Source organism: Mulberry dwarf phytoplasma, assembly GCF_056504655.1.
In genome coordinates this window covers 341993-367473 of record NZ_CM151418.1, presented here as the reverse complement: position 1 = coordinate 367473, position 25481 = coordinate 341993, and the positions used below count along the sequence as shown (strand labels likewise).

Annotated in this window: 28 protein-coding genes and 2 pseudogenes; all 30 read right to left on the bottom strand. The window is 25.7% G+C overall.

The genetic code is table 11. The features are described 5' to 3' along the window. Nucleotides 1-71: 71 nt before the first annotated feature. Nucleotides 72-218 (bottom strand): annotated as a pseudogene (locus JAHGCCOI_RS01870) (DUF2963 domain-containing protein); the annotation flags it as partial. A gap of 12 nt (nt 219-230) precedes the next feature. Next, a complete protein-coding gene (locus JAHGCCOI_RS01865; RefSeq protein ID WP_479492244.1) occupies nt 231-443 on the bottom strand; it encodes a DUF2963 domain-containing protein in 213 nt (70 codons plus the stop codon). Nucleotides 444-672: 229 nt separating this feature from the next. Continuing rightward, nucleotides 673-1041, bottom strand: coding sequence for an SVM family protein (locus JAHGCCOI_RS01860; RefSeq protein WP_121463809.1), 369 nt, complete (start codon nt 1039-1041; stop codon nt 673-675). A 70-nt stretch (nt 1042-1111) separates the two neighbouring features. After that, on the bottom strand, nt 1112-1597 hold the full coding sequence (locus JAHGCCOI_RS01855; protein WP_479492243.1) for an SVM family protein: 486 nt from the start codon (nt 1595-1597) through the stop codon (nt 1112-1114). A 182-nt stretch (nt 1598-1779) separates the two neighbouring features. After that, entirely contained in the window at nt 1780-2151 is a 372-nt protein-coding gene (locus JAHGCCOI_RS01850) for an SVM family protein (protein WP_479492242.1), read from the bottom strand. A 25-nt stretch (nt 2152-2176) separates the two neighbouring features. After that, complete coding sequence (locus JAHGCCOI_RS01845; RefSeq protein ID WP_479492241.1) at nt 2177-3052, bottom strand: hypothetical protein; 876 nt, start codon at nt 3050-3052, stop codon at nt 2177-2179. A gap of 121 nt (nt 3053-3173) precedes the next feature. Then, nucleotides 3174-4793 (bottom strand): DNA double-strand break repair protein Rad50, encoded by a 1620-nt coding sequence (locus JAHGCCOI_RS01840; protein ID WP_479492240.1) that lies wholly within the window; start codon nt 4791-4793, stop codon nt 3174-3176. Between the two features lie 2 nt (nt 4794-4795). Then, entirely contained in the window at nt 4796-6073 is a 1278-nt protein-coding gene (locus JAHGCCOI_RS01835) for an AAA family ATPase (protein WP_479492239.1), read from the bottom strand. A 58-nt stretch (nt 6074-6131) separates the two neighbouring features. Next, a complete protein-coding gene (locus JAHGCCOI_RS01830; RefSeq protein ID WP_479492237.1) occupies nt 6132-6749 on the bottom strand; it encodes a hypothetical protein in 618 nt (205 codons plus the stop codon). Between the two features lie 2 nt (nt 6750-6751). Further along, complete coding sequence (locus tag JAHGCCOI_RS01825) at nt 6752-6970, bottom strand: hypothetical protein (RefSeq protein ID WP_479492236.1); 219 nt, start codon at nt 6968-6970, stop codon at nt 6752-6754. 407 nt (nt 6971-7377) lie between these two features. Further along, on the bottom strand, nt 7378-8316 hold the full coding sequence (locus JAHGCCOI_RS01820) for an IS3 family transposase (RefSeq protein ID WP_479492235.1): 939 nt from the start codon (nt 8314-8316) through the stop codon (nt 7378-7380). A gap of 1303 nt (nt 8317-9619) precedes the next feature. Then, nucleotides 9620-9772: pseudogene (locus tag JAHGCCOI_RS01815) on the bottom strand (phase variable surface lipoprotein); the annotation flags it as partial. Nucleotides 9773-9947: 175 nt separating this feature from the next. Further along, nucleotides 9948-10190 (bottom strand): hypothetical protein, encoded by a 243-nt coding sequence (locus JAHGCCOI_RS01810; RefSeq protein ID WP_479491995.1) that lies wholly within the window; start codon nt 10188-10190, stop codon nt 9948-9950. A gap of 139 nt (nt 10191-10329) precedes the next feature. Next, on the bottom strand, nt 10330-10518 hold the full coding sequence (locus JAHGCCOI_RS01805) for a hypothetical protein (protein ID WP_479492015.1): 189 nt from the start codon (nt 10516-10518) through the stop codon (nt 10330-10332). Between the two features lie 36 nt (nt 10519-10554). Beyond that, complete coding sequence (locus JAHGCCOI_RS01800) at nt 10555-11349, bottom strand: SAM-dependent methyltransferase (RefSeq protein ID WP_479492014.1); 795 nt, start codon at nt 11347-11349, stop codon at nt 10555-10557. A gap of 140 nt (nt 11350-11489) precedes the next feature. Further along, nucleotides 11490-11648 carry a hypothetical protein gene (locus JAHGCCOI_RS01795; protein WP_479492234.1) on the bottom strand — a complete coding sequence of 53 codons (159 nt, stop codon included), beginning with the start codon at nt 11646-11648 and terminating at the stop codon, nt 11490-11492. Between the two features lie 1347 nt (nt 11649-12995). After that, the gene (locus JAHGCCOI_RS01790; protein ID WP_479492012.1) at nt 12996-13316 is read right to left on the bottom strand and encodes a hypothetical protein; all 321 of its coding nucleotides are present in this window, start codon (nt 13314-13316) and stop codon (nt 12996-12998) included. Then, nucleotides 13297-14361 (bottom strand): TRM11 family methyltransferase, encoded by a 1065-nt coding sequence (locus tag JAHGCCOI_RS01785; RefSeq protein ID WP_212775580.1) that lies wholly within the window; start codon nt 14359-14361, stop codon nt 13297-13299. The genes JAHGCCOI_RS01790 and JAHGCCOI_RS01785 overlap by 20 nt, the downstream gene beginning before the upstream one ends. A 798-nt stretch (nt 14362-15159) precedes the next feature. Continuing rightward, complete coding sequence (locus tag JAHGCCOI_RS01780; protein ID WP_479491976.1) at nt 15160-16863, bottom strand: DpnII family type II restriction endonuclease; 1704 nt, start codon at nt 16861-16863, stop codon at nt 15160-15162. A 275-nt stretch (nt 16864-17138) separates the two neighbouring features. After that, nucleotides 17139-18845 (bottom strand): DUF2963 domain-containing protein, encoded by a 1707-nt coding sequence (locus tag JAHGCCOI_RS01775; protein WP_479492233.1) that lies wholly within the window; start codon nt 18843-18845, stop codon nt 17139-17141. Next, nucleotides 18839-19051 (bottom strand): hypothetical protein, encoded by a 213-nt coding sequence (locus tag JAHGCCOI_RS01770; RefSeq protein WP_227807313.1) that lies wholly within the window; start codon nt 19049-19051, stop codon nt 18839-18841. Before JAHGCCOI_RS01770 ends, JAHGCCOI_RS01775 begins: the two co-directional genes overlap by 7 nt. Nucleotides 19052-19231: 180 nt before the next feature. Next, nucleotides 19232-19600 carry an SVM family protein gene (locus JAHGCCOI_RS01765; protein WP_121463809.1) on the bottom strand — a complete coding sequence of 123 codons (369 nt, stop codon included), beginning with the start codon at nt 19598-19600 and terminating at the stop codon, nt 19232-19234. Nucleotides 19601-19890: 290 nt separating this feature from the next. Further along, entirely contained in the window at nt 19891-20286 is a 396-nt protein-coding gene (locus tag JAHGCCOI_RS01760; protein ID WP_479492010.1) for a hypothetical protein, read from the bottom strand. Nucleotides 20287-20310: 24 nt separating this feature from the next. Next, the gene (locus JAHGCCOI_RS01755) at nt 20311-20877 is read right to left on the bottom strand and encodes a Panacea domain-containing protein (protein ID WP_479492009.1); all 567 of its coding nucleotides are present in this window, start codon (nt 20875-20877) and stop codon (nt 20311-20313) included. Nucleotides 20878-20992: 115 nt separating this feature from the next. Next, nucleotides 20993-21373 carry a hypothetical protein gene (locus tag JAHGCCOI_RS01750; RefSeq protein ID WP_479492232.1) on the bottom strand — a complete coding sequence of 127 codons (381 nt, stop codon included), beginning with the start codon at nt 21371-21373 and terminating at the stop codon, nt 20993-20995. A gap of 1 nt (nt 21374) precedes the next feature. Continuing rightward, complete coding sequence (locus JAHGCCOI_RS01745) at nt 21375-21953, bottom strand: Panacea domain-containing protein (RefSeq protein ID WP_479491973.1); 579 nt, start codon at nt 21951-21953, stop codon at nt 21375-21377. A gap of 308 nt (nt 21954-22261) precedes the next feature. Continuing rightward, nucleotides 22262-22603 carry an SVM family protein gene (locus JAHGCCOI_RS01740; protein WP_479491972.1) on the bottom strand — a complete coding sequence of 114 codons (342 nt, stop codon included), beginning with the start codon at nt 22601-22603 and terminating at the stop codon, nt 22262-22264. Nucleotides 22604-22627: 24 nt separating this feature from the next. Next, on the bottom strand, nt 22628-23380 hold the full coding sequence (locus tag JAHGCCOI_RS01735; RefSeq protein WP_479492231.1) for a hypothetical protein: 753 nt from the start codon (nt 23378-23380) through the stop codon (nt 22628-22630). Next, nucleotides 23353-23745 (bottom strand): hypothetical protein, encoded by a 393-nt coding sequence (locus JAHGCCOI_RS01730; RefSeq protein ID WP_479492022.1) that lies wholly within the window; start codon nt 23743-23745, stop codon nt 23353-23355. The genes JAHGCCOI_RS01735 and JAHGCCOI_RS01730 overlap by 28 nt, the downstream gene beginning before the upstream one ends. 102 nt (nt 23746-23847) lie before the next feature. Next, a complete protein-coding gene (locus JAHGCCOI_RS01725) occupies nt 23848-25479 on the bottom strand; it encodes a DNA double-strand break repair protein Rad50 (protein WP_479492230.1) in 1632 nt (543 codons plus the stop codon). Between the last annotated feature and the right edge of the window lie 2 nt (nt 25480-25481).

The window sequence follows — 25481 nt, the reverse complement described above, 5'->3', positions numbered from 1 at the left end:
GTTGATTTGGTTTGTCGATGGAAAAAGGAACGCCCGAGGGTTTTACTTGGAGATTGTTTGTTCTGCTTGATTAGCTTCCCTGTTTGGGGATCGGACTCGTTGATGTAGTTGATTGTACCGTCAGAATTGTATAAGGTATACTTGGTTTTATTACCTGTTTGGGGGTCGCGCTCGCCGATTATCTTTGTACCGTCAGAATTGTATGAGGTGCACTTGATTAGCTTCCCTGTTTAGGGATCGTACTCGTTGATGTAGTTGATTGTACCGTCAGAATGGCATACGGTACCCTTGATTTTCTTCCCTGTTTGGGGGTCGTACTCGGTGATTACCTTTGTACCGTTGGGGTGATATGAGATTTGCGCGGCGAAGGTTAAAGGAATAAAACTTAAAAGACCACACACCACCATCATAATGAGCTTCCTAATTTTGAGATTTTTTAACATAATTATTAATTTTTTAGATACAGGGAATTTTAATTACTTTAGACATTATTTAATAACCTCCTAATTCTTTTTTAATTTTTTTTTGCCTGACAAATGGTAAAAAGGGATAAAAAAAGACTCTTGTTTAAAGAAGTCTTGTTATTTGGATGAGTAAGTATGGTTAAATAAAAAAACCCCTTTTGGAAAGGGGTTTTTTATAAAAAAGATAATTTTTATGTTGATAATATTTTTAGTTATTTTCATCATTTAAATTGTTTAAAAGGTTTTTATAAGTTTTTAATTGTTCTTTTTGATTATCAATTAATTGTTTGTAATTTTCTTTTAATTTTAAGAGATTTTCTTTTTGATTATCAGTGATACTTCCTTGTAATTCTTTATCTATGTTTGTTATTTTGGTTGCATTATCATAAATTTTCTGTTTTAAATTAATTATGTTTTCTTCAATAGTAAAGTTCTGATTAACAGGTTGCCTGCTACTAGTTTCTGGAAGTTTTGGATCCGTTGCCATAACTGGATTAATATTGATGAAAGCGAATAATCCTAAAAAACTCATTAAAAATAATGGTAAAAGATGTAATTTATTTTTTATTTGCATCATTTTAACTTATAACTCCTTATTTATTTATTCTTCTAATTGCTTTTTTTTGCAAAATTATTATTTATAATATTTATTTAATTGAAAAAAATTGTTTATCTAAGTCATGGAATTTAACGCGTTTTTCTTCTTCTTGTTTTAATAAATCTTGTGGATTTTGTCTTATGTTTATTGAGGTTATAATTTTTTTTCTAATTTCTTTTAATTCATAAATTAATTTTCCTTGTTGTTCTGTAATTTGAATTAACGAACCTAATTTCATGGATAATGAAAATAATTTTTGATAGGATTCTGGATTTATATTTTTATTCATATTTTGAATCTTTAAAACTACATTTTTCCATGTTCCAGCGAGTTGCCAATTTCGTTCATTAATAAAAACTGATTGCGTTTCTAAAAAAAAATCACAAGAATTATTTAAAATGTAATTATTATTTTGCGATGAAGAACTATTATCATCCATTGCCATGACTTGATTATTATTAGTAATTAAAAATAATCCTAAACAAATGAATAAAACTATTTTAAATAAAAGTAAATGTTTTTTTAATTTAAACATTGATAAATAATCTCCTTTAATTTTTTTATCCCTCAGCTGAGGTGAAGTTGTGGTGGGAGTTGAGGGAGGATAATAAGGGGGGGTTGATTTTGTTTCTTGTAAATAATCTCTATTCAATCCTTCAAATAAACCTTGTTTTTAACCCTTCGGGTACCTTCAAGTTTATTTTCTATTAAATTAGCTTATAATAAACCATATCTTCTTATCATTTTAATTTGATTGCTATGAAAACCAATAAAGTGTGTACAATTTATAATCTCTTTCTCCAAATTGGCTATTTCTTTATTTGTTTTTTTGTTTTTTGGTTGTGATTTTAATTCTTCTATTTGTTTTTCTAATTGTTCTCTTTTTTCAAGATTTTCGTTTATAATAATGATTTTATTTTGAACTAATTCGTGATTTTTTCTTATTCTTTCTTCCTTTTGTTCTTGTATAGTTTTACTATTTTCCATCGCCATAACTTGATTATTATTGTTGTTAATAACAAATAATAATCCCAAAACCAAAAACAAAACTATTTTAAATAAAAGTAAATGTTTTTTTAATTTAAACATTGATAAATAATCTCCTTTAATTTTTTTATCCCTCAGCTGAGGTGATGTCGTAGTGGGATTGGAGAACAGAGATAGTTAAGCCTTTAAAATTTTCTGATAAATAGTTGCGATCTCGAATTAAACTTTCTTTTAATAAGTTGGTGTTAGATAACATTTCTTCGTACATTTTTTGGGTAGATTCTAAGTCGGCGATTTCCCTTTCGACATCTGAAATTTGTCTGACTATTTCAAGTCTTTCGTCTTGTAATTTAGATATTTCCGCTTTTAATCTTTCTGATTCGATTTTATTTGGGGATTTGGGGTTGATAATTTCAATATTACAACTTCTTTTAAGTATTTTTGCATAAGATGGGTCAATTTCGCCGCATTGATATTTAAGGTTTTTGATGGTTTGATTTTTGGCTTCTTTGGCTTGTTCTAACTTGGTTTTTTGTTGTTCTAATGAAGGGAATTTATCTTGAATTTGTTTAATTTCATGATTATAATCATCACAGATTTTTTGATATTCTTCGATCTCTGGGTTACAACTTTGTTTGGTTCTTTCTAAATTATTAATTAATTCGTTTCTTTCTCTATTGATTTCTGATTCTTCTTCTTGGGAAACAATATTTGGTAATAAAGATTTGTCATCGGTTTCTGAAAGAACATAAGCTTTAATTTTGTCGAAATGAGATTGAGTTCTTTTAAATTTAAGCTTTGAGGGTTCAGTTTTGAGATTACTTGAAGGCAATGATGGGGGTTGGTCTAATTTTTGTTCTAATGGTGGCAATTTACCCTTTGGTGCCTCTTTTTTTAATATCGTCTTTTTTTGAAAAATACCAATTAGAACAACAATTGCTAAAAAAGCGATAACACTAATAGTTATTAAATGTTTTTGAAAAAAATTATTATTATTATTCATAAATTTCATTTCCTTTCCGATAATAGTGATAATTATCAAATATTGAAATATGAATACATCACTATTATATAATTTTATATTTTAAAATGTGTAATAAAAAGTTATATGTTAAATTTAATGATTATTTATTAATAATTGGTTGATAAAATTTAGCATATCGTTTTTCTTTTGAGTGTTGTTGAGCGCGAGCAAAACTAGGATTTTTTTGTTTTAATTCTTCTTTTGCGTTTTCGATTTCTACGTTTTTGAATTCTAGTTCTTCTTCTAAATCGGTTTGTTTATAAACTAAATTTCCTGGTTTAGTTTCTTTATGTGCACGTGTTAATTCTTTTGTGATTTTGGAAAATTCGTTGATATCTGCAAATGCTGTTTTATTTGCATTCTTTACGGAGGAACGGATTTGCCTGTTTCCTTCTTGTAATTTTATTTTTTCTTTTTGTAAATTTTCAGGTTGTTGGGACGCTTTATATTCTTCTCGTTTCTTTACATGGGCGTTGTAGTCTTCGGCAAGTTTGGTTTTTTCGCGATCAATATGAGAACAAATAGAGTCATAAGTTTCTTTTGACATCATTTTAGGTGTTCCGTCTTCATTGTGGAACAAATCTTTTGCCATATCAATTATTCGATGGGTTTCATGGACCACTAAACCCGCTTTGGCAATAGTTCCAGCGGTTTTTTCAGGAATTCCACCTGCTACTGCTTTTAGATAACCGCGCGCCCCAAAAGAATCCAGATATAAATCGGCGCCTTTAAAGAGTGCGTCTCGAAGGTTACCAAAACTAAATTCGTGTTTTTTATCATAATCATCTAAGGCAGTTTTAGATGCAATTGCACCTTGGCGTAAAATTTCTAATTGTTCTTTTTCTTTTCCGATAGTTTTTAATTTGTCATCAATTTTATCGATTTCTTTTTGAATTTCAGCTGTACGTTGTTCCTCGTTTTTGATATCGGTTAAAAGTTGTTGTTCGTCTGATGTTAACTTTTGGAAATCACGCGTTAAACTTTCTTTTAATAAGTTGGCGTTAGATAACATTTCTTCGTACATTTTTTGGGTAGATTCTAAGTCGGCGATTTCCCTTTCGACATCTGAAATTTGTCTGACTATTTCAAGTCTTTCGTCTTGTAATTTAGAGATTAGTGCTTTTAATCTTATTTTATCATCAGGGGATGCTGATTTTTCTTCTTCTTGTTTTTGTTTAATTTCTTTTTCTTTAGCTTCTTTGTCTTGTTCTAATTGTAAAAGTTTACCTCTTAAGATAGTGATTTGTTCGGTATTTTTACTTAATTTTTCTTTTATTTCTTTAATTTTTGTTTCATTGTTATCCAATGCCTCTTTGATTTTATCTTTGGCTTGTTGAGTTATTTCTTTTTGTTCGTAAAGGTCTTTGAGTTCTTTTTCACATTTTTCTAATTCTTTTTCCCAATCTTTTTTTAAACCATTGTAGTTATTAATTGTGTCATCGTATTTTTTAATTGCTTCACCAATTTTTTCAATTAATTGACCTGTGTATTTACTTGATGGTTCGGTCTTATGAAAGAAAGATAAGTAAAGAAAACTGAATAAGGCAAGAATAATTAAAAAGTAAATAAAATAACTTTTTAGGGTTGTGGTGTTTTGATTGTGAAAAAATTTGTTTTTGATGAAACAAAAAAGGCCAAAAACAGTAGTAGCAATCAAAAACCACGTTAAATAAGATTTTAAATTAATAAAAACTTTCAGTACGTCTAATGGTGATATCATATTTATTCACCTCCTTTCGGGGTTAGATTGTTTTCAGTTCCTGAATTGTTATCATCTTTTTCGGTTATTGTTGATGGTGGAGTTCCTGAATCGTTAACTTTGTTATCATTGTTTTCAATTTGGTCTAATAAAGTGGTATCTGGTGAAATAATCAATTGATAAGCCTGTTTTAAATCTTCTTTGTTAATTTCATTTCTTTTGTTTTCACCTTTACCACGGTTTTTGGCAAAAATACTAACAGTAGTTTTTAAAAAGTTTTCTAAGGTACGATTAGCTTTTAAGAATTCTTTATTTTGTGGTAAGTTTTCTAAAGATTCGTTAATAACTTCAAATAAGTACTGTTTTGTTTCTTCACTGTAAGGATTTTTTCTTTTCTTAATTAAAAATTCTAGCATTTGTTGTCGTTCAGTTTTATTTCCTGGTTTTAATTCGATATTGTACGCAAAACGGGATTTAATTGCTTCATCAATCAGATGGTATTGGTTTGTTGCCCCAATGACAAAAATTGGTTTTTCAGGGTTATTATCCTGGGAAGTCATTTCCATTTTGAATTGGTTTACAACATTTGCGATTTCTGAACCTGCTTCTAACATACTTAAATCAGTAAAAATAGTTTCACATTCATCTAAAAAGATGATCGCCCCATTACACTCTTCTGCAACAATTCTTGCATTAGTGAATAAATCTTTTACCATTTGTGGCGCTACCCCTTTATACTTTTGGGAAAAAAGGGAACTATTAACTTCAAAGAAAGGCAAATTGGTTTCTTTGGCAACTGCTCGTGCTAAAGTGGTTTTACCTGTTCCTGGGCAACCATACATTAAAATTCCCAACGGTGATTCTACTTCGCCAATACCTTGGTAGTTTTCAGGGTTTTTTAAATAATCAATAAATCCTTGAACTGCTTGTAATTCTTCTTTAAACCCAATTAATTTGTCAAAACCTATAAATTTTTGAGAGTCAGCAGGTTGAAAAATAACTCCTTCTGCTTCTAATTCTTTTGGGTTTGTTGAAGAATTATTATCAATTTCTTCAGTTTGTTCTTTCTTTTTGGTTTCTGCTTGTTGTAATTCTTGCTTTAATATATTTTTTTGTTCTTCACTTAAAGTTTGGGTGGCTTCTAATTTATTTTTAAAAGAAATAATTTCTTTTTCGGTTTGACTTAAAGTTTGGTGATGAATCCAGACATAAGTTGCTAACCAAAATAAAAGAAACAAAATGATGATTGTCATTGTTTTTAAGAAAAGTGGTTGGGTGGAAGTTTGGTTTTTGGTTTTCATAATTTATTTCCTTTCTAAAATAAGACTAAGTTAAGAAAACTTAGTCTTATTTTTTTATTTAAGCTAAATTTGCAATTTTGGTGTTTAGAGTGGTGCCACTACCGCTAAGTGCGTTTCCATTTTTATCCACTAATTCATAGTCAAGAACTAAGGTTAATTGTGGATTTGTTGCTTGAACAAAATCGTTTTGTTCTAATTTAATTTGAATATTGATATTGGATTTGCCATCATTATCGATAACCATTTGTTTGCGATTGGTGTCATCATAGAGTGTGTTATTATTTTTAACTTCTAAGTTAAAGAGTGATTCAGGATTTAAAAAAGTGTTATGAGTGTCATATTTTGGAGTTATTTTTAGATATAAAGGAACACTAATGTCGAATCCATTTGTTTTGAAAATGGCTTGATGATTGATAGTCACTGTGTGATGAAATTTATTTGGATTTAAATTAGGCATAGGTAAAGGGATAAGGGTTTTATCTTCATTATTACCGCTTACTCTATTTACTTCAAATAAAGGGGCATCATTTTTACTCATTAATTTAATGTTTTCTTGTCTTTGGCGTGAGAAATAATTTACAAGTGCAAGGCAAGAACTAATTGCAAAACAAGAACAAATTAAAATTGTCAGGACAATTATAATTTTGTTATTTGGGTTTTGTTTTGTTTTTTTCATGATTATTTACCTCCTAAGGTTGATTTAATGATATCAATTAAATTATTTATACCTGTGGTTAACCAAGGGATTTGGTTTTGGTAATAAATAACGTTTAAGTGTAAAATAAAATATAAAACGATAGTTAAATTTATAAATGATTTTAATAAATTGCTTTTGTTGTTATTGGAAGTTGTTTGAGTTGGTTGTTCTTCTGGGGTGGTTGGTACTTTTACTACCATTGTTTTGCTTGGTGGACTTGATTTTGAATTTATTACTTTTTTATTTTTTAATTCGGTTGGTTGAGGTGTTCCGTTTTTTTAGACACTTTTTTATTTCAAAATTACTCTTTAAGACTTAAAATTAAATAGATAATTTCATATCTTTTCAAATTAACAAATAATTTCATTACACTTAAAAAGTGTCTAATGTTTTTTCATAATTTGCTAGTTTCAAAAGATATTTTTTTTAAATATTTTATCCCTACACTATATATATAGGCCGAAAAAAAGAAAAAGTTGCATATAAAACGACATGGGTTTCATTTTTTTACACAATAATGCGGAATTTTTGATTTTTATAGAAAAAAATGTACAACAAAACAACCTTTTTAAAAAGGTTATGAATTTATATTTTTAAAAAATGTTTTTTAAATATTTTGCAAATATTGTAAGGGTGATAAATTATTTAATTTAGTTAATAACCATTTATTATTCCAAAAAGAAGGAAATTGATTGATAATTTTTTTGATTTTAGCTTGGGGTTTTTGGAATAAAAAAGGATGTTGGTTGGATAAAATACTTTTCATCTGGCCAAAAAGATTTTCAATGACAGCGTTATCACGTGGGGTTGCTTTACGAGACATACTAATTAAAAACCCTTTTTTAGTTAAAACTTTTTGTACTTTTAGAGATTGATAAACTTTACCTTGGTCTGAATGAATAATACAAGGGTTTTTTAAAGGAGGAATTTTTTTAATGGTATTTAAAATTAATTCTTTATTTTGTCGGTTTGAAGTATGAGAAGCAATAATTTGATTATTAAAAGAATCAATAATACACGAAAAATAAATAAATCCTTGGGGAGTGGGAAAATAAGTAATATCGGTAAATAGTTTTTTCATGGGTTGGGAGGTAGTAAAGTCTTGATTAATTAAATTTGGGACTACTTTGAGGTTAGATTCTAAATTTTTATAATAATATTTATTTTTTTTAGGCCTTAACTTACAACAAATATTATTTTCTTTCATGATAAGATAAACTTTTTTCTTAGTAATAAATTCGTTAAAAATTTCTTGGTATAAATCAGTAATTTTACGATGACCGTAAAAATATTCATGTTGCAAACATAAAGTTTGAATACGTTGTTGTTGCACTAAATGTTTTGTTTCTTTTAATTTTAACTTTTTTTCAATTTTTAGCCAATAATAATAAGTACTGCGATTAATACGAATTGTTTTTAAAATAGTAGTTAAATTGAGGTCTTTGACAAATTGTTTAACCAATTGAAAAACTATTTTTTTATTAATAGTTTGAATGTGGCAAATCATATTTTGTAATAATCTTATTTTTTTCTTTAATTTTTGCATTATTAACACCAATTATCTTAATATTTTTTATTAATTCCAAAAATAATTATAACTAAAAAATGCATTAAAAGTTAATTTTAAAATATATTTATTAAATTATTATATAATATGATTAGTATTCAAAGACGAGCGTAGCGAACTAGGCGGTCAGCCGATAAACATTACAATTAACTATTACCCCCCTACTATAAAGTCCCCTTTGGGGATTTAGGGGGGCATTTGACCGTTAAATTGTTAAATTTGACGGGCACATGTTTAGATAATATATTTCATTTAAACATTATAAATGATGATATATTATAATAAATTTATATATACTAATTAAATATAAAAACTCTTGATAGGTTTTTATATTTAATTAGTATCATTAATATTAAATAAAATAATATTAATGATATATGTTTCTAATAAGGTTAAACCCGAATTAAGTATTATCTATCACAACCCAATTCAAAACAGCCTTGGAGGGCTTTTTGAATTGGTGTTTAGGTTTACCCACGGGTTTAACCTTATTAGAAACATACCATTATATATATAGGCCGAAAAAAAGAAAAAGTTGCATATAAAACGACATGGATTAAATTTTTTTACACAATAATGCGGAGTTTTTAATTTTGGGGTAGTTGTGCCATATAATAACGGGGTTAAAGGGCAAAATGCTCACCATAAACACTAGCGAAAATGATGACAGAAGAGATAAAAAATGGAAAAAAGTGAAAAAAATAAAAAAAATATCCCCCTCAAATGAGGGGGTCTAAATTAGGTTAAAAAATGATTCGTTTTAATTTATGCCAAAATTGTAAAAAATAAAAGTACGTATTTGCAAGGGTTTTTGAAGGTCACTTAGAGGCGAAATTGAATATAAAGGGGGTCTAAATCAAGACTAGGGTAATTACCATAATTGAATTTAAATCAAAGCGAGAGAGGCAAAATAATGCGTTTAAGAGGCATTTCTGATTTGGGGGGTATTTAAAATAGGTTATTTGAAGTTAAAATTATGAGTTGTTTTTAATTGTTAATTTTTATTTTATTTTTTTCTCTTAATTAATTTATTTGTTACAAATTAAAATATGAATATTAAGATAAATGAGTATTTGCCTATACTTAATTAAAATTATTTATATAAACTATCCTAATTATGCCTCAAATCATAACAATAGCATTAAAATTTTGATTAACTCTTTAAGAAGATATATTATTTAATTCAAATTTATTAAAAAAGACCAACTTAAAAGTTAATGTGTTCTTGATTTTGATGATTCTTCATTATTTTTAGTATTAAATTTCTTCGTATAAAGGGTTAGGTATTTTTCTTTTTAGAATGAGAGATAATAGTGAGGTTAATTAAATCTTGTTTTAATATTTGTAAAAAGTTTTTAATTTGAGTTAAATCGTTCGGAGTGGTTTTTGTGTTCCAGCCTCCGAATCTAATTTCTTGATTAGTGTCGTTTTTCATTTATTTTCTCCTTTTATTTTCAATTTGGGCATAAAAAAGACTCTCGTAATGAGAGCCTTTGATTTTTTGTTTTGTTTTTTTAATTTGAGTTGCTTTGTTTTTTTAAATAAATTTAATTTTTTTTATTTTTTAATAAATAAATAATTGATTAACTTTTTTAAGTTAAAAATATTTTTCATAATGTATTTCTTTTATCTAGTTTTTGTTTTAATTCATTAAAAATTTTTTTTAAATCAGTTAAATATTTAATTTCGTTTTTTTCTTTTAAATGTCGTTGAAAAGAATAATCAAATTTATATCCTACACCAGTTGAATTTTTCCTACCACTACCTCTTTGATGTAATTTTGGAAAATCAATATCATCATATAAAAAAACTTTTATAAAAATTTGATTAGGCGCTATATCTAAAAATAACAATAAATCATAATTATTAGTTTTTTTAATGCCTTCGTGTTGAAATTTATCATTTACATCTAAAGTAGCGGTTTTAATTTCGATTCTATAATTTTCAAATTTAATATCCCAATCTTTGTTTTTATCATCATCATCTCTTGCTTTAAATCCATTTTTTTAAACCATACATTATAAATTTTTGTCCAAAAGAACCTCTAGCATCAATTTGAAGGTGTCTAATTTTAAAATATAAATCATCTGGTTTAAATTTGCTATTTTTTTTAAAATTATTAACAGTATATTCATATACTTCTTCAAAAAAATAAATAATTTCATCATTATTTTTATTCATTATTATTTTTCTTTCGATATTTTTTATAATTTAAATTTATTTATCATAATAATTAGCATCTGTCAAAACTTTAACAATTAAGCTCATACGCAAATTTAAAGCACTGTTTGTTGATAAAAAAGCTATTTTTTTCCAATCGGTATCCATAAATATTTTTTTTATTTCATGATATTTTTTTAAAATTTTAATACCATAACCTCTTTTGTTTGGTAATTCTAAAAAAGATTGATATATTTTCATTCCTTTAAAACAAGTGCTAGGTAAATATAAGTCGCATTTATCTAACATTTTTTTATTTCGTGTGCTTCCTGGTGTTCCGCCATCAGATAAAGAATAAATTTTAATAAAATTATTAGCAGTTTTGATTTTTGTTTTAACTATTAAATGAGTGTTTATTTTAGTCCAAATTTGAAAACAAGTAGATACTTTAACTTTTTTACCATTAGGATATTCAAAAGAATTTAACGGTAAATTTTGTGAATAAGCTAATTTATATCCTTTTACTCTTGAATTAGGACTTCCTTTTCCATCAGAATTAAAGCAAGGAGGTAAAATAAAAGCTACAACATCAGCAAAATTATAAGAATGATTAATAAATCTTAATGCTAAATTCCCCCTTAAACCGAAAGGAGGATTTCCAAAAACTATATTTTTTGTTTTATTTTTGGGAATAAAATCTAAATAATTTTTAATAATGTAATTTTTATTAATATGGGGGTTAATTTCAACGCCGATTCTTTTGGTTGGAGGCAATAAATTATAAAAGCTTCCATTGCCAGCCGAAGGTTCGATAAAATTATATTCATTAAAATTTAGGTTTAATTCTAACATTTTACTTTTTAAAATTTCAAAACAATTTAAAGCAATTTTATGAGTAGTATAAAATTCATCAAATTTTCTTTCCTTTTTTAAATGATTATTTTGGAATTTTACTATATCAATATGTGGATATTCAATTTCAATTTGTTTAATTATTTTTTTAAGTCTGTATCATAATTTTTAGGAACAGATTTTTGTTTTTCCCAACGTTTGATAGTGCCTTTATGAACTTGAAGAAAATTTAAGATAAAATCTAACCCTTTGATATTTTTGATACTTAAAAATGTATCAAAAGAAGTCATATTTTTCATTTTTTTTACCCTTCTTTCTTCTTAAAAATTGCATCATAGTTTGTTTCTATTTCTGATTTGAATTATATTAGTTTAAAAAATGATTCGTTTAAATTTATATCAAAATTGTTAAAAAAAATTTTGATTATTTATTTAAGAAAATATCACATTTCATTTAAATTAATTAAAAAGACCAACTTAAAAGTCGGTCTTAATATTATTTTATTCTATTGCTCTTTATTTTGATGATTCTTCATCATTTTTAGTATTAAATTTCTTCGTATAAAGGGTAATGTATTGTTTGACTGGATTGATAAAGATTAAACTTTTAAAATTTCACTTTTTTCTTGAATTAATTTTAAAGGAATAGTCCACCATATTTGCCAACTCATACTAGGTGCAATTTTAAATTCTACTCCTTTATTGTTAATTAAAAAATAATCTTTTTTCTTTTTTTTCCAAATATTTAGTTTGCTTATTTTAAAAATGTCTTTCGGTAAATAGCAAATCTGATAAATATGTCTTTTATTTGTTTGTTCTTCGTTTTTATGATATGGAATAGTAATTATAAAAGAATTATTTTGGTTAATAAACTTTGTGATTTGTTATTTTAACTCCTTAATAAATTTTATTATTATTGTTCATAAACAAAAGAAAAACTGAAAGCATAAGGGTTCATTTGAATATAAAAAAAGACCTTCAATTTTGAAGGTCTTATAATATAAAAATAAAATTTAAAATTATAGAATTATTTACAATTTTTTTCTAAAACTATATTTATTTTTTATTTCTAATTCTTTTTTATCTTTAAAAGAATATTTTTTATTAAATTGTTATTTCTTTTTTTAATTAAAATTTGAATATAAAAAAACCTTCAAATTAAAGGCATTAATTATATTTATTTTATCATAATTATTTTTTTGACAATTAAATTAAATTTAGCAAATAATATTAATAAAAACCAAATTCAATTAAATTAGTTTAACATTTTTGCTTTTTTATTTCAAACTTATTTTTAATTTAAAAAGTTTTTGTTTTTTATTTGTGAATAAAATTGATCCAAAAAAAATTGTAGTTCGTTGGAACTCAGAACTTTAAGATTTTGTTGATTTGCTACTTTTTTTAATTCTTTCATTTTATATTCACTATAATAATCGCCATCACAAATGAATAAAATCATTATATTTTTATTATATTTTTGGGTGTCAGTTTTGGCTTCTTCAATAGATATTTTTACATCATTTTTTTGATTATCTTGCGAGCCGCCAGATTCTTTGGTATATTTGTGAAAAACATAAAAAATAATTTCTAAATCTTTATATTTAAAAGAAAAATCAATTGACTTACCTTTTGATGAGATATACTGATTTATTTCTTTTTTTGAACTATTTCTTGTTTTTTTATAAAAATACTTTTAGGTTTACACACTTCGGATATATTATTTATATCATTTTTTAAAAATTCAGCAAATACTTTTTCATAAAAGTTTTGTTTTAAAGGTTCTAAAATAAACCAAGCTTTTAAAAAATTATTATGTTTAATTGATGTTTCTACTTCTTCTTGAATAAAATTAAATTTTTCACAAAATTTTTTAATTTTATTTAAAGTTTTTTTATCTTTAATATTGAAATTTTCCAAATTTTGTTTTAATTGTTCTTTATATTTTGTTTTATAATTTATCTTTTTCATAAATACTATCCTCATTTATATTATTACAACAATCAATAAAAGCCTTTGTTAAAATATTTCTAGCTAAATGAAAATCTAACCTACGTCTACGTTGATTATCTTTGTTATTTCCTTTGAATGGAGACAACAAAACATCCTTAGTTTGTGTTCTAAATGTATTTAAAATTTGATTTGCGTTAATAATTATTTTTTCAATTTTTGAATCATCTAAATATTTAAATTCTTCACTGTTAACTATAGTAATCGCACGAGACGAAGTTTTTATATTTGAAATATTATATTTTAATTTATTTTTATGAATGAATTTAATTTTTTTTTCAGGATTTGTGGAATCTACACCCAACAACGCAATAAATCCATTAACATCGTTAAATCGTAATTTTTTTAAAAACTCACTTTTTTCTTTAACAAAAATTTTTAATTTTTTTAATTCTTGTAAAGAACCAATTTTATCGTCATTTTTATAAATAATTTGTTTTTCTAATTTGGTGCCATTAAAACAAACAATACAAATAGGTACGGTAGTATCTTCAAAAGGATTGGGTTCAATGATAATAATTCTGTTAACATTGGTTTTATCAAATTTTGAATTAATAAAAGTTTCTGGGACAATTGCAAAACCTGGTTGATTTGTGGATATCATCTTACTTAAAGCTAATAAATAAAGATCAGCAAAATTAGATGTTTTAAAATAGTCTTTATAAGTTTGTGTATATTTTTTACGATAACAACTATTCTTTGCTAAATACGGAGGATTTGTTGATATAAAATATTTATGTTTTTTTTCATAAGGTATATTTTTTAAAGAATCATTCATTTTATATTTAACAAATTTCTTATCAATGTCATACCCTATAAAATTTAAATTATTAATTTTATTTTTAAAATAATATTTTAAAAAATTTAAAATATCCCCTTCGCCAGCGAAGGGATCTAAGATAATATGATTTTCTTTTAAATTATCAAAAATAAATTCTTCTAATGGTTTTGTGAACCAATTTTGTTTTTTAGTAAAAAATTGACCGAATTGAATTTTATTTGTCATTTGAAAAACCTATCTTTCTTTTTTTAATTGTTTTTTTCCAATAAAAATAACTAACAATAACACAAGAAGAATTATTTTTTTAATTCATTATTATAAGTATAATAATTTAAGTATTGTATTTTATTGTGATTTAGTTCATATTTACATATTTATTTTATTTCTATTCTTTTTCATTATATATTTTAACACATTTTTTATGATTATTATTTTTTTAGAGTTGATTTAGTGTTATTTTATAATTTGTTTGGAATTATTTTTCATTTATTTTAACTCCTAGTTTTTTTGATTAATAATAAGTTTCTGTTTTATTAACATAACTTTATTTTTTTAAGCCTTGATTGTTAAAAAAACTGTTTTATCGGGTTTTATTAAAAAAACAACAATAAATTCTTTTTAAGAAGGTTTATTGTTTAAAGTTCATTCACAATCTTTTCTAATTCTTTTTTAAAGACGTTTACTTGTTTCTCTAAAGGTTTTATTTTTTGGGATATTTTTTTATATTTTTCGTTAAGAGCTTTTAATGTTAGCGTTGAATAAGGAATTTTAGTTGCTTCAATAGTTTTTTAATTTGATATTTCATTTCATTCTCCTTACTTTATTTTTTGATGAACTTTTTTGTTGTAATCAATTTGCTGGGTATTAAATAAAAAAAGGTTCCTCTTAAAGGAACCTTTTTATGGTATTAAATGTGTTTGGTGTTTTTTAAAAATAGTTTTATTCAATTACAAAATATAATTATAATGTTTGTTGTAAAAATTAATCTTAATGGGTGTGTGTTTAATTTATTAGATCGATGAGTTAAAAAATACAATTTTGTTTTATTTTTTTTAAAAATTCTTGAAAACGATGGATATTGAATAAAACATTGGTTTCCGTTAAGGTTTTTTCCAACAAAGATGCGTTTTTTTTCAAACCTGGACCTTCTATCACATAAATAAATTGAATATTTTTGAATTTATTGATAGTTTTACTAAATTCTACCAAACGTTTTAATTCGCTATTAATTTTGGAGCCTGAAGTGTTAAAAAAACTACATTCTAAAAGATAATTTATATTATTATGTTTAAAAACAAAATCCACTCTTTTTGTTTCTTTTAATTCAACACCTTTTAAAATGTCTGTTAAAAGAACTTCTTCTTGAAAATTGAAATTATTTGTTTTTAAAAGAGTTTTAATTAAATTAGGCAACAAAACTCCTGATTTATTTTTTCTTGAGTTAGAATCCAACCCCACCAAAACCCCAAAAATATAATCTTTAATATTTTGATTAAAATTTGAATTTACAAAAACATTAGTTAGAAGTTTTGATTCTTTAATAAAATTAATGACAACTTCTTTATCTTGGTGGTCAAAAGTAATTTCTTGGTTTTGGTTGTTAAAATAAATAAATTTTTCGTTTTTCGCAAAACGATTGTTAGCTAATAATATTGGCAAAAATTCAAAAGTATTTGATAATTCTTGCCATTGCAATTCAAATTTATCATAAAATTCTTGCTCAGTTTTGGATTTAAGTTTATTCCATTTTTTAATAATTTCTTCATTTTGGTTTATAAAATGATTAACTTTTTCCCACGAAACATAATCCTTTAAAAAATAAGATGTAGATTTTAACTCTTTGAAAAACAATAAATTATTTATTTGTTTAATTTGGTCATCTCTTAATGTAAAATTCGTAATAATTGTTTCGTAGGTGTTATTTTTCCGATTGCAGCTTTGGGAATTGATAAAACGATTAACAGGAATTCTTATAAAATTAAAATCTTTGTATAAGTGGTTAATTAATTGGGTGTCGTGATTAGTTAAAACCCATTTAACTCCTCTTAAATGAGCTGCTTTTAAAGATTCAAACAATTCTTTTTGGTTTGTTTGATTAAAAGGGGATGCATTATAGCTGTTAAAAGTTTGAGTATCTGAATCATAAGGAGGATCACAAAACAATAAATCATTTTTTTGTGTTTGAGCAACTATTGTTGCGTAATCTTGGTTTTGGATTTTAATTTCATTCTTTTTTAAGAATAATGTGATATTTTTAAGATTAGATTCGTTAATGATAGTTGATAAACAAACATCATTTTTTCCATTAAACGGAGAGTTAAATTGATTTTTAGAATTAACACGATAAAGACCATTAAAACAAGTTTTATTAAGAAAAATAAAGCGAGCAGTTTTTGAAATATTATCCAACGAAGAGGTTTTTTGGTCGCGCAATTGATAATAAAAATCTTTTTTTTCTAATTTTAAACGTTTAATATATGTTTTTAATAAATTAACAACATCACGAGATTGTGATTTTAAAGTATGCCAAGCAGTTATCAATTCTTCATTAATATCAGACAAAACAGCTTTTTGAGGTTCCAAACTAAAAAATACACTCCCACCTCCTAAAAAAGGTTCAAAATAAGTTTCATATTTAACATTCATAACAACTTTCAAAAAAGGCCAAAGTTGGGTTTTTCCACCCGCCCATTTGACAAATGGTTTTAGTTTTAATGTATTTGACATTTTGATAACCTCTTTCTTGTTTTTTTAACTAATTTTTCAACAACTTAAAATTTTAAGATAAATAGAGGCATTTACCCTACTTAAATTGAAATTAGTTATATAAACTATCCTAATTATACCTCAAATCAAGATTATAACATTAAAATTTTGATTAACTCTTTAATAAAATATATTATTTCATTCAAAGTGGCGGTTTTAATAAATTGATATTAATTTTGGTCCAGGTTTGAAAAACCCCCAAAATGAAAAAAGACCTTCATTATAAGGTCTTAATATCAATTAATATTTATTTCTTGAGGTTTTTTGGGTGGCGGAGTGGTGCCATAAAAATTATAAAAAGTAATGTTTGAGCCAACACAGTTAATCCCATTAATGTACCAATCATCTATGAAAAATCCTGGAACATAATGATATTGACAACTTTCCCCTTTTTGATTATAAATGCCCCTTGATGAACGACCAAATTTATCTCTTATTTCTCCAGATGAATAAGAAATGCCAGGTTTGATGTAACATTGGTTTAACCAATTAATATATTCAGAAGTATAATTATTGAAAATACGCAATTTTGGTTCTTCATCTTTACAAGAAATAATAAATTTTTCCTTTTCGGTTTCAAAAATATTTATAAGTTGGTGAGGTTCACACGATATAGTCTCTTTTCTATTTGAAGCTATTAACAATTCGTTTTCTACTCTACCAGTTTGGTGTATAAATTCACCTTCATAATCAAATAAATTATTATCTCTTTTCCATGTTCGAATGGCTTGGTAAGGATCAATAGCATCAGGTAATTCGATGCTTTTAATTCTTTTTTGAGTATTGAAAGAAAAAAGGTAGATGTTTTTGGCGCCATTGGAGAGTTTCAATAAATCATCAATGGTGGAAGTTTGGTTAGTTATCATTTCTTGGTAAAGTGTTTTGGTTGTTTTTTGTAAAAATGCAATTAATATTGCAAAACTCTCTTTTAATTCTTCATTTTTAGTTTGACTTAACTCTTTTAAAGCTTGTTCTAACCTTTGTTCCTGGTGTTCTATTCTACATTTTAAATCTCTAGTATTTTCGTTTTCAGGTAGCAGACGAACCCCATCATCAAAGTAAATAGAAGCAATTTCAATACCATGAAATTCTCCTGAAGGTAAAGGAGCGATTAAACCTGTGGTAGGGGTAATATTATAACAACCTAATTTAATTAGTTTGGGTTTTTGGATGATTTTCTGTTGGATTAAGTAATTATTAATCACTTCTTCTTTACTTTGGTCAACAAAGATATCGAAGCTGATTACTTCCACATTGACCTTTTCTTCCTGAGTTTTTTGTTGAGCATCCCAAAAAACAAAAACTTCTTCAATAGCTATTTCGTATTTTAAAAGGTCTTCTAAGGTGTGTTTTTTATTTGCAGCAGGATATTTAATATTAAAGGGATTAGAGCGGGGTTTAAAATAGACACCCATGAGTCCTTCTGGTGGATCTTTGATATGCCAGTAAAAAATACTATCATTGTTAGAATTATAAGAAGGAGTGTTAAAGTTATCATATGCGATAACATCACTTTTAATCCCAACATATTTTAAAATTTCAGGAATACTTTCTTTGGATAAAACGCTGATATCATACCTTTTCATTTTAGGTTGGAAGGTTAACCACTCTTCTTGAAGGGTTTTATAATCAGCTAGTTTTATAGTTGATTTGGTTTGTCGATGGAAAAAGGAACGCCCGAGGGTTTTACTTGGAGATTGTTTGTTCTGCTTGATTAGCTTCCCTGTTTGGGGGTCGTACTCGCTGATGAAGTCAATTGTACCGTCATAATTGTATGAGGTATACTTGATTCTATTCCCTGTTTGGGGGTCGTACTCGCTGATGGACTTGATTTTACCGTTGGGGTGATATGAGATTTGCGCGGCGAAGGTTAAAGGAATAAAACTTAAAAGACCACACACCACCATCATAATGAGCTTCCTAATTTTGAGTTTTTTTAACATAATCGCGAATTCCTAATTGTTATTTTTTTAACAGCGTTATTATATTTGTCGATGGGTTTCTTGGTGGGGGTTTGGTAATCTGCTAATTTAATTTTGCTTTTGGTTTGATTATGAAAAAAAGAAGAATGAGAATTGATGGAAAGGACAAAATTGAAATTAATAATTAATAACATAATTATTAATTTTTTTAAGTCTTGTTTATTCATTTAAAATTATTTCCTTTCTTTTTTTTAATTTTTTGTTTAATTTGGTTATTTTTGGGTATAAAAAAAGACTCTTGTTTAAAGAAGTCTTGTTATTTGGATGAGTAAGTATGGTTAAATAAAAAAACCCCTTTTGGAAAGGGGTTTTTTATAAAAAAGATAATTTTTATGTTGATAATATTTTTAGTTATTTTCATCATTTAAATTGTTTAAAAGGTTTTTATAAGTTTTTAATTGTTCTTTTTGATTATCAATTAATTGTTTGTAATTTTCTTTTAATTTTAAGAGATTTTCTTTTTGATTATCAGTGATACTTCCTTGTAATTCTTTATCTATGTTTGTTATTTTGGTTGCATTATCATAAATTTTCTGTTTTAAATTAATTATGTTTTCTTCAATAGTAAAGTTCTGATTAACAGGTTGCCTGCTACTAGTTTCTGGAAGTTTTGGATCCGTTGCCATAACTGGATTAATATTGATGAAAGCGAATAATCCTAAAAAACTCATTAAAAATAATGGTAAAAGATGTAATTTATTTTTTATTTGCATCATTTTAACTTATAACTCCTTATTTGTTAAGGTTTTTTCTTGTTTTTTTGTGTTTTCTTCAATGTTTTTCTTGTTTGTTTTTTGATATTTGGCGTAATCCACTTTATAAAAAAAATCATAAATTCCAATATGAATAAAAAAATCTATTTCAGGAAAACGCGTCGGTCTTGTTTTTATTACCCAATCATTATTCTGATATTTTGTTATTGTTTCATGAATTTTATATTCGGAGTTTTCTTTTTCTATAAAATTTTCGATTATTTTAAAAATATTATTAGAATCAAAAACTTTTTTTAAAACAAAAAAAGCAATGAAATTTTATTATCTTTGTCTGTCGTATTATAAAGTAATTGTCGATATTTGTTTTCGATTTTGTTTACTAATGTTTGATTTTCTTCTTTTTTTAGAACGGCGCATTCCGCAACATATTTTTTTGAGTCATCAAAATGTATTACGATATCCGCTTTGCCATGCTTGTTTTGTGTCTCACAAGATACCTGATTCCGAAAAATAGAAGGATAACTGTTTAAATTAAGGGAAATGGTATCTCTATAAATAGCTTCCATATCTTGTTCTTTTCCTTGCGCGTTATTACTTTTTTGTAAATTTTTACTTCTAGAAATGTTAACGCAAATACTGTTAATCGTTTGAATAATTTCATCAAAATTTTTCAAGTTTAATTTTTTCAAAACCGTTTTCGCTCCTTGAAATTGTTAAATTATTTTATTTTTAAAAAAATCTTTTAAAAATGAAGGACTAATAATATTGTTTTTCCATTTTCGGCGAGGATTGTATGCATTTTTCCAAGGACTTTCTTCATGCGTCATAACGCTTAAATTGTATGATGATATCTTGACGTATTTATCGATTACTTTATAAATAATGTTTTTTGCTTCTTCGTTTAATTCGGTTTCGGATGCTTCGAAACAAACATAATTATTAGTTATTGGGCGGTCGACAAATTCGAGAAATTTTCCATAAACATGTGGAATAACTGGTCCAAACAACCAAGCTTCTATTGGCTCATTAAATAATGGTTTATCGTATTTAGCAACATAATATCCTTGGATATAATATAACAATTTATTTATTTTCATATTAGAAACTTTATATTCTTGTGTATCAACATGATTAATCAAACAATTAACTACATTAAAGACATTTATTTCATTATTCTTTTCCATTTTTAATTTTCTCCTTTTTTTTATAATTATATCATAGCCTGTTGGAATTTGTGATTTAAATTGTTTGATTAATTTTTTTAAGTCTTGTTTATTCATTTAAAATTATTTCCTTTCTTTTTTAATTTTTTGTTTAATTTGGTTATTTTTGGGTATAAAAAAAGACTCTCATAGAGAGAGTCTATTAAAATTTAATTGTATTTTGAATTTTATATTAATGCAATAATTTATTTTTTCTTTGTATTTCCTTTATGGTTTGGATCATAGGCGATAATAACAAAATATTTACAACAGTTATACCATAAACGCGTTCTTGCAAATTAAGAGATATTTGAAAAATAGGTTCATCTTCAGAAAGGTTAATGACACGAGCAAACCCTTTTCGAGAAAGGGTGCTAGGTTGGACTACATGATATCTAGGACCTTTATTATGCGATTTTTTGATTTGATGCCATGTATACTCAATATATTTATTTAAAGGTGCGATAACTTTTTCTAAAACTTCTTTAAAACCTTTTATTGTTTTAAAACTTGAAATATCTGTTAAATTTTGATCGAATCGATAACGAAAAAGATTATTAACTGTTTGTTTCATATTAACAAATGTGTTTAGTGTTTTTAGAAAAATATTCTAAAATATCTTTGTTTTTAATAATGTTTTTAGACCAATCGGAATTGATATAATATGTATTTTTCCATGGGTCTTCTTCGTGAGTTTGTTGAGATAAAAAATTGGCTTCTTTGTTGCCGTATAATGAAATAATATCATCAAGGATTTGTTTTTGAGCGGCATTTATTTTAGTTGCATCTCCCATTGATAAAGAATCGGGATTTAACGGTTTATAAGTAAATTCTTTTAGTTGTGCGCACAATTCAGGAAAAACAGGACCATAAATCCAAGCTTGGATTTGTTCTTTTACAAGAGGTTTTTTAGTTTGCACTAAATGTTTTGCTTGAGCGTAATAAATCATTTTATTTAGTTTCATTTTAGTAGTTGGATGAGGATTATTTTCAACAATGTAAAGTGCAACATCAAAAACGTTAATTTGGTTTTGGTTGGGGATGATGGATGTTTTCATATTTATTCCCTTCCTATTTTTTATATTGTATATTTTAACATATTTTTTGATGATTTTTAATTGTTTAATTAATTTTTTTGGTTTTTGATTATTCATTTTTTTGATTTGTTCCTTCTTTATTTGGTTTTTTGCTCTTTTTGTTTGATTTGGATGAATTTGGGTATAAAAAAAGACTCTCATAGAGAGAGTCTATTAAAATTTAATTGTATTTTAAATTTTATATTAATGCAGTAGTATAATTTTTTTTAATTAAAATATCGGCATTTAAAATGTTTTAAAAATACAATTTGAATTAACTTCAAATAACATCTTTAAAACCCCATTATGGGTTAAAATAATGTGTTTTAGGGGTATTTTAGGGTTTTAATTTATAATTAAAATTGGTTTGTTATGAAAAACTCCCTTTAGTTTTCTTCTGGAATTGTATTTAAATCTAATTTTCGTTTTTTATTATTATTTGTTTGTTGTTGGTTTGTGTTAAAAGATAAGAAATTTTCTATTTCTTTTATGGAAGCATTTTTTAAATGAGGGTGTTTTTGTTTTAGTTGTTTGATATTTTCTTGACTTTTTTTTACTAATTTAAAAAAAATATTAATTTCTTGATCGCTCGGTTCATCATTTAAAATTTGTTTTCCTTTGTTGTTTTCCATCGCCATGACTTGATGATTGTTAATAACAAATAATAATCCTAAACAAATAAATAAAACTATTTTAAATAAGTATAATTGTTTTTTTAATTTAAACATTAATTTATAACTCCTTTAATTTTTTTATCCCTCGTCTGAGGTGATGTTATAGAGGGATTGGAGACTAGAGATAGTTAAGTCTTTAAATTTTTCTGATAATTTATCGCGCGATTCAATTAATCTTTTTTTAAATTCTTCGGCACGACCTAGTTGTTCTGTTAGAGTTTTTTGGGTGGTTTCTAATTTGCCGATTTGGGTCGAAACTTGTGCTATTTGTTCCATTATTTCATATTTTTCGCCTTGAAGTTTTTTAATTTCTGCTTGTAATCTTTCTGATTCGATTTTATTTGGGGATTTGGGGTTGGTAATTTCAATATTACATCTTCTTTTAAGGATTTTTGCATAAGATGGGTCAATTTCGCCGCATTGATATTGAAGGTTTTTGATGGTTTGATTTTTAGCTTCCTCTTGCTGTTCTAACTTGGTTTCTTGAGACTTTAATGAAGGAAATTTATCTTGAATTTCTTTAATTTCGCGAACAAAATCATCGCATTTTTGTTGATATTCATCGATCCATGGGTTCCATTCTTGTTTCATCTTTTTTAAACTATTAATTAACTCGTCTCTTTGTTGATTGATTTTTGATTTTTCTTCTTGGGAAAGATTATTTGGTAATAAAGATTTGTCATCGGTTCCTGAAAGAATATAAGCTTTGATTTTGTCAAAATTAGTTGGTGAAATAATTTTTTTATATAAAAAATTATGAGGTAATTTATTATATGTATTTGTTAAATTTTCTATATCTTTTTTTAAATATTCGATATATTGTTTTTCCACAAATTCTTCTTGGTCTTTTTTAGAAAAACTATTAAAAATACCACTTTTTCGACAACTATTAATAACATTTTCTTTGATACAATTATTTTTTTTAAAATTTCTAATATTTCTTTTTTTAAATCTTCTCTACATAAAGGGTTAGAAGAAATATCATTTAATTTATTTTTTTCTCTTTCTCTCAAATCAATTAATTCTTTAATAACTTTTGTACTTGGATTTTTTTTAAAAAATTCTGAATTAGGATCTTCTTGTTGTTCTTGTTTTAAAGAATTATTGGTCTTGTAATAAATACCAATACCAACAATAACTGCGATAATAATGATTATAATTACTAAACATTTTTTAAAAAAATTATTATTATTCATAAATTTCATTTCCTTTCCGATAATAGTGATTATTATCAAATATTGAAATATGAATATATCACTATTATACAACTTTATTTTTTAAATGTTTTAAAAAAATAATTATTTATTTGGAATCATAACCATTTCAGGTATTTTAGGACGACGTTTTTCTTCGTAGCGTTTTTGGGCGCGAGCATAACTAGGATTTTTTTGTTTTAATTCTTCTTTTGCGTTTTCGATTTCTTCGTTTTTTGTTTCTAGTTCTTGTTCTAAACCAGCTTCTTTAACTACTAACTTTGTTACGTTTTTTCCTGAAACTTCTTTTAGCTTTTTTTCTAATTCATCATTGATTTTGGCGTATTCATTGATCCAGTCCTTCCATTCTTGTTCGATTTTGGCGCCATGTTTTTCATTTTGGTCTTCCCAGTTCCTTAACTCCTCTTTAATAGAAACTTCATTGTTAGATTTTTGATATTCCTCTTTTTTCTTTTCGTAATCTTTGTAGTCAGCGTCAAGTTTGGCTAAATCATGGTCAATATCTCGAGTATACATTTCTAAAGCTTCTTTGGTAATCATTAGTGGATGTTCTTTGTTTTCATTAACTACTTCATTATACATATGCCATAAACGATGGCCTTCGTGAAGAACTAAAGTAACTTTAGTCGCACCTTGTGCGAATCTTCTAGTAACGCTCGCAGTTTTACCTAATATTTTCAATCCGTATTTAGCGGGGATTAAGTCAGTAACTTTATCAAAAGCTTTAAAAGCGGCTTTAGTTACGTTACCAAAACTAAATTCGTTTTCTTTTTCATAAGTTAGCGCACGATTATACATTTCTTGATATGTTTCTTTTAGGTGTTGATAAAATTTTTGTTCTTTTTTAATTTGATTCATTTTTTCGTTAATTTCATCAATGTTTTTTTGAATTTCAGCTTTACGTTGTTCTTCGGTTGTAATAATTGTTGATAGTTTTTTAAATTTTTCTGATAATTTATCGAGCGATTGGATTAATCTTTTTTTAAATTCTTCGGCACGACCTAGTTGTTCTGTTAGAGTTTTTTGGGTGGTTTCTAATTTGCCGATTTGGGTTGAAACTTGTGCTATTTGTTCCATTATTTCATATTTTTCGCCTTGAAGTTTTTTAATTTTTGCTTGTAATTTTATTTTGTCATCAGGAGAAGCTAATTTTTCTTCTTCTTGTTTTTGTTTAATTTCTTTTTCTTTAGCTTCTTTGTCTTGTTCTAATTGTAAAAGTTTACCTTTTAAGATAGTGATATTTTCGGTATTTTTACTTAATTTTTCTTTTATTTCTTTAATTTTTGTTTCATTGTTATCCAATACCTCTTTGATTTTATCTTTGGATTCTTGGGTTATTTCTTTTTGTTCGTAAAGGTCTTTGAGTTCTTTTTCACATTTTGTTAATTCATTTTCCCAATCTTTTTTTAAACCATTGTAGTTATTAATTGTTTCATCGTATTTTTTAATTGCTTCACCAATTTTTTCAATTAATTGACCTGTGTATTTAGATGATGGTTCGGTCTTATGAAAGAAAGATAAGTAAAGAAAACTGAATAAGGCAAGAATAATTAAAAAGGAAATAAAATAACTTTTTAGGGTTGTGGTGTTTTGATTGTGAAAAAATTTGTTTTTGATGAAACAAAAAAGGCCAAAAACAGTAGTAGCAATCAAAAACCACGTTAAATAAGATTTTAAATTAATAAAAACTTTCAGTACGTCTAATGGTGATAACATAG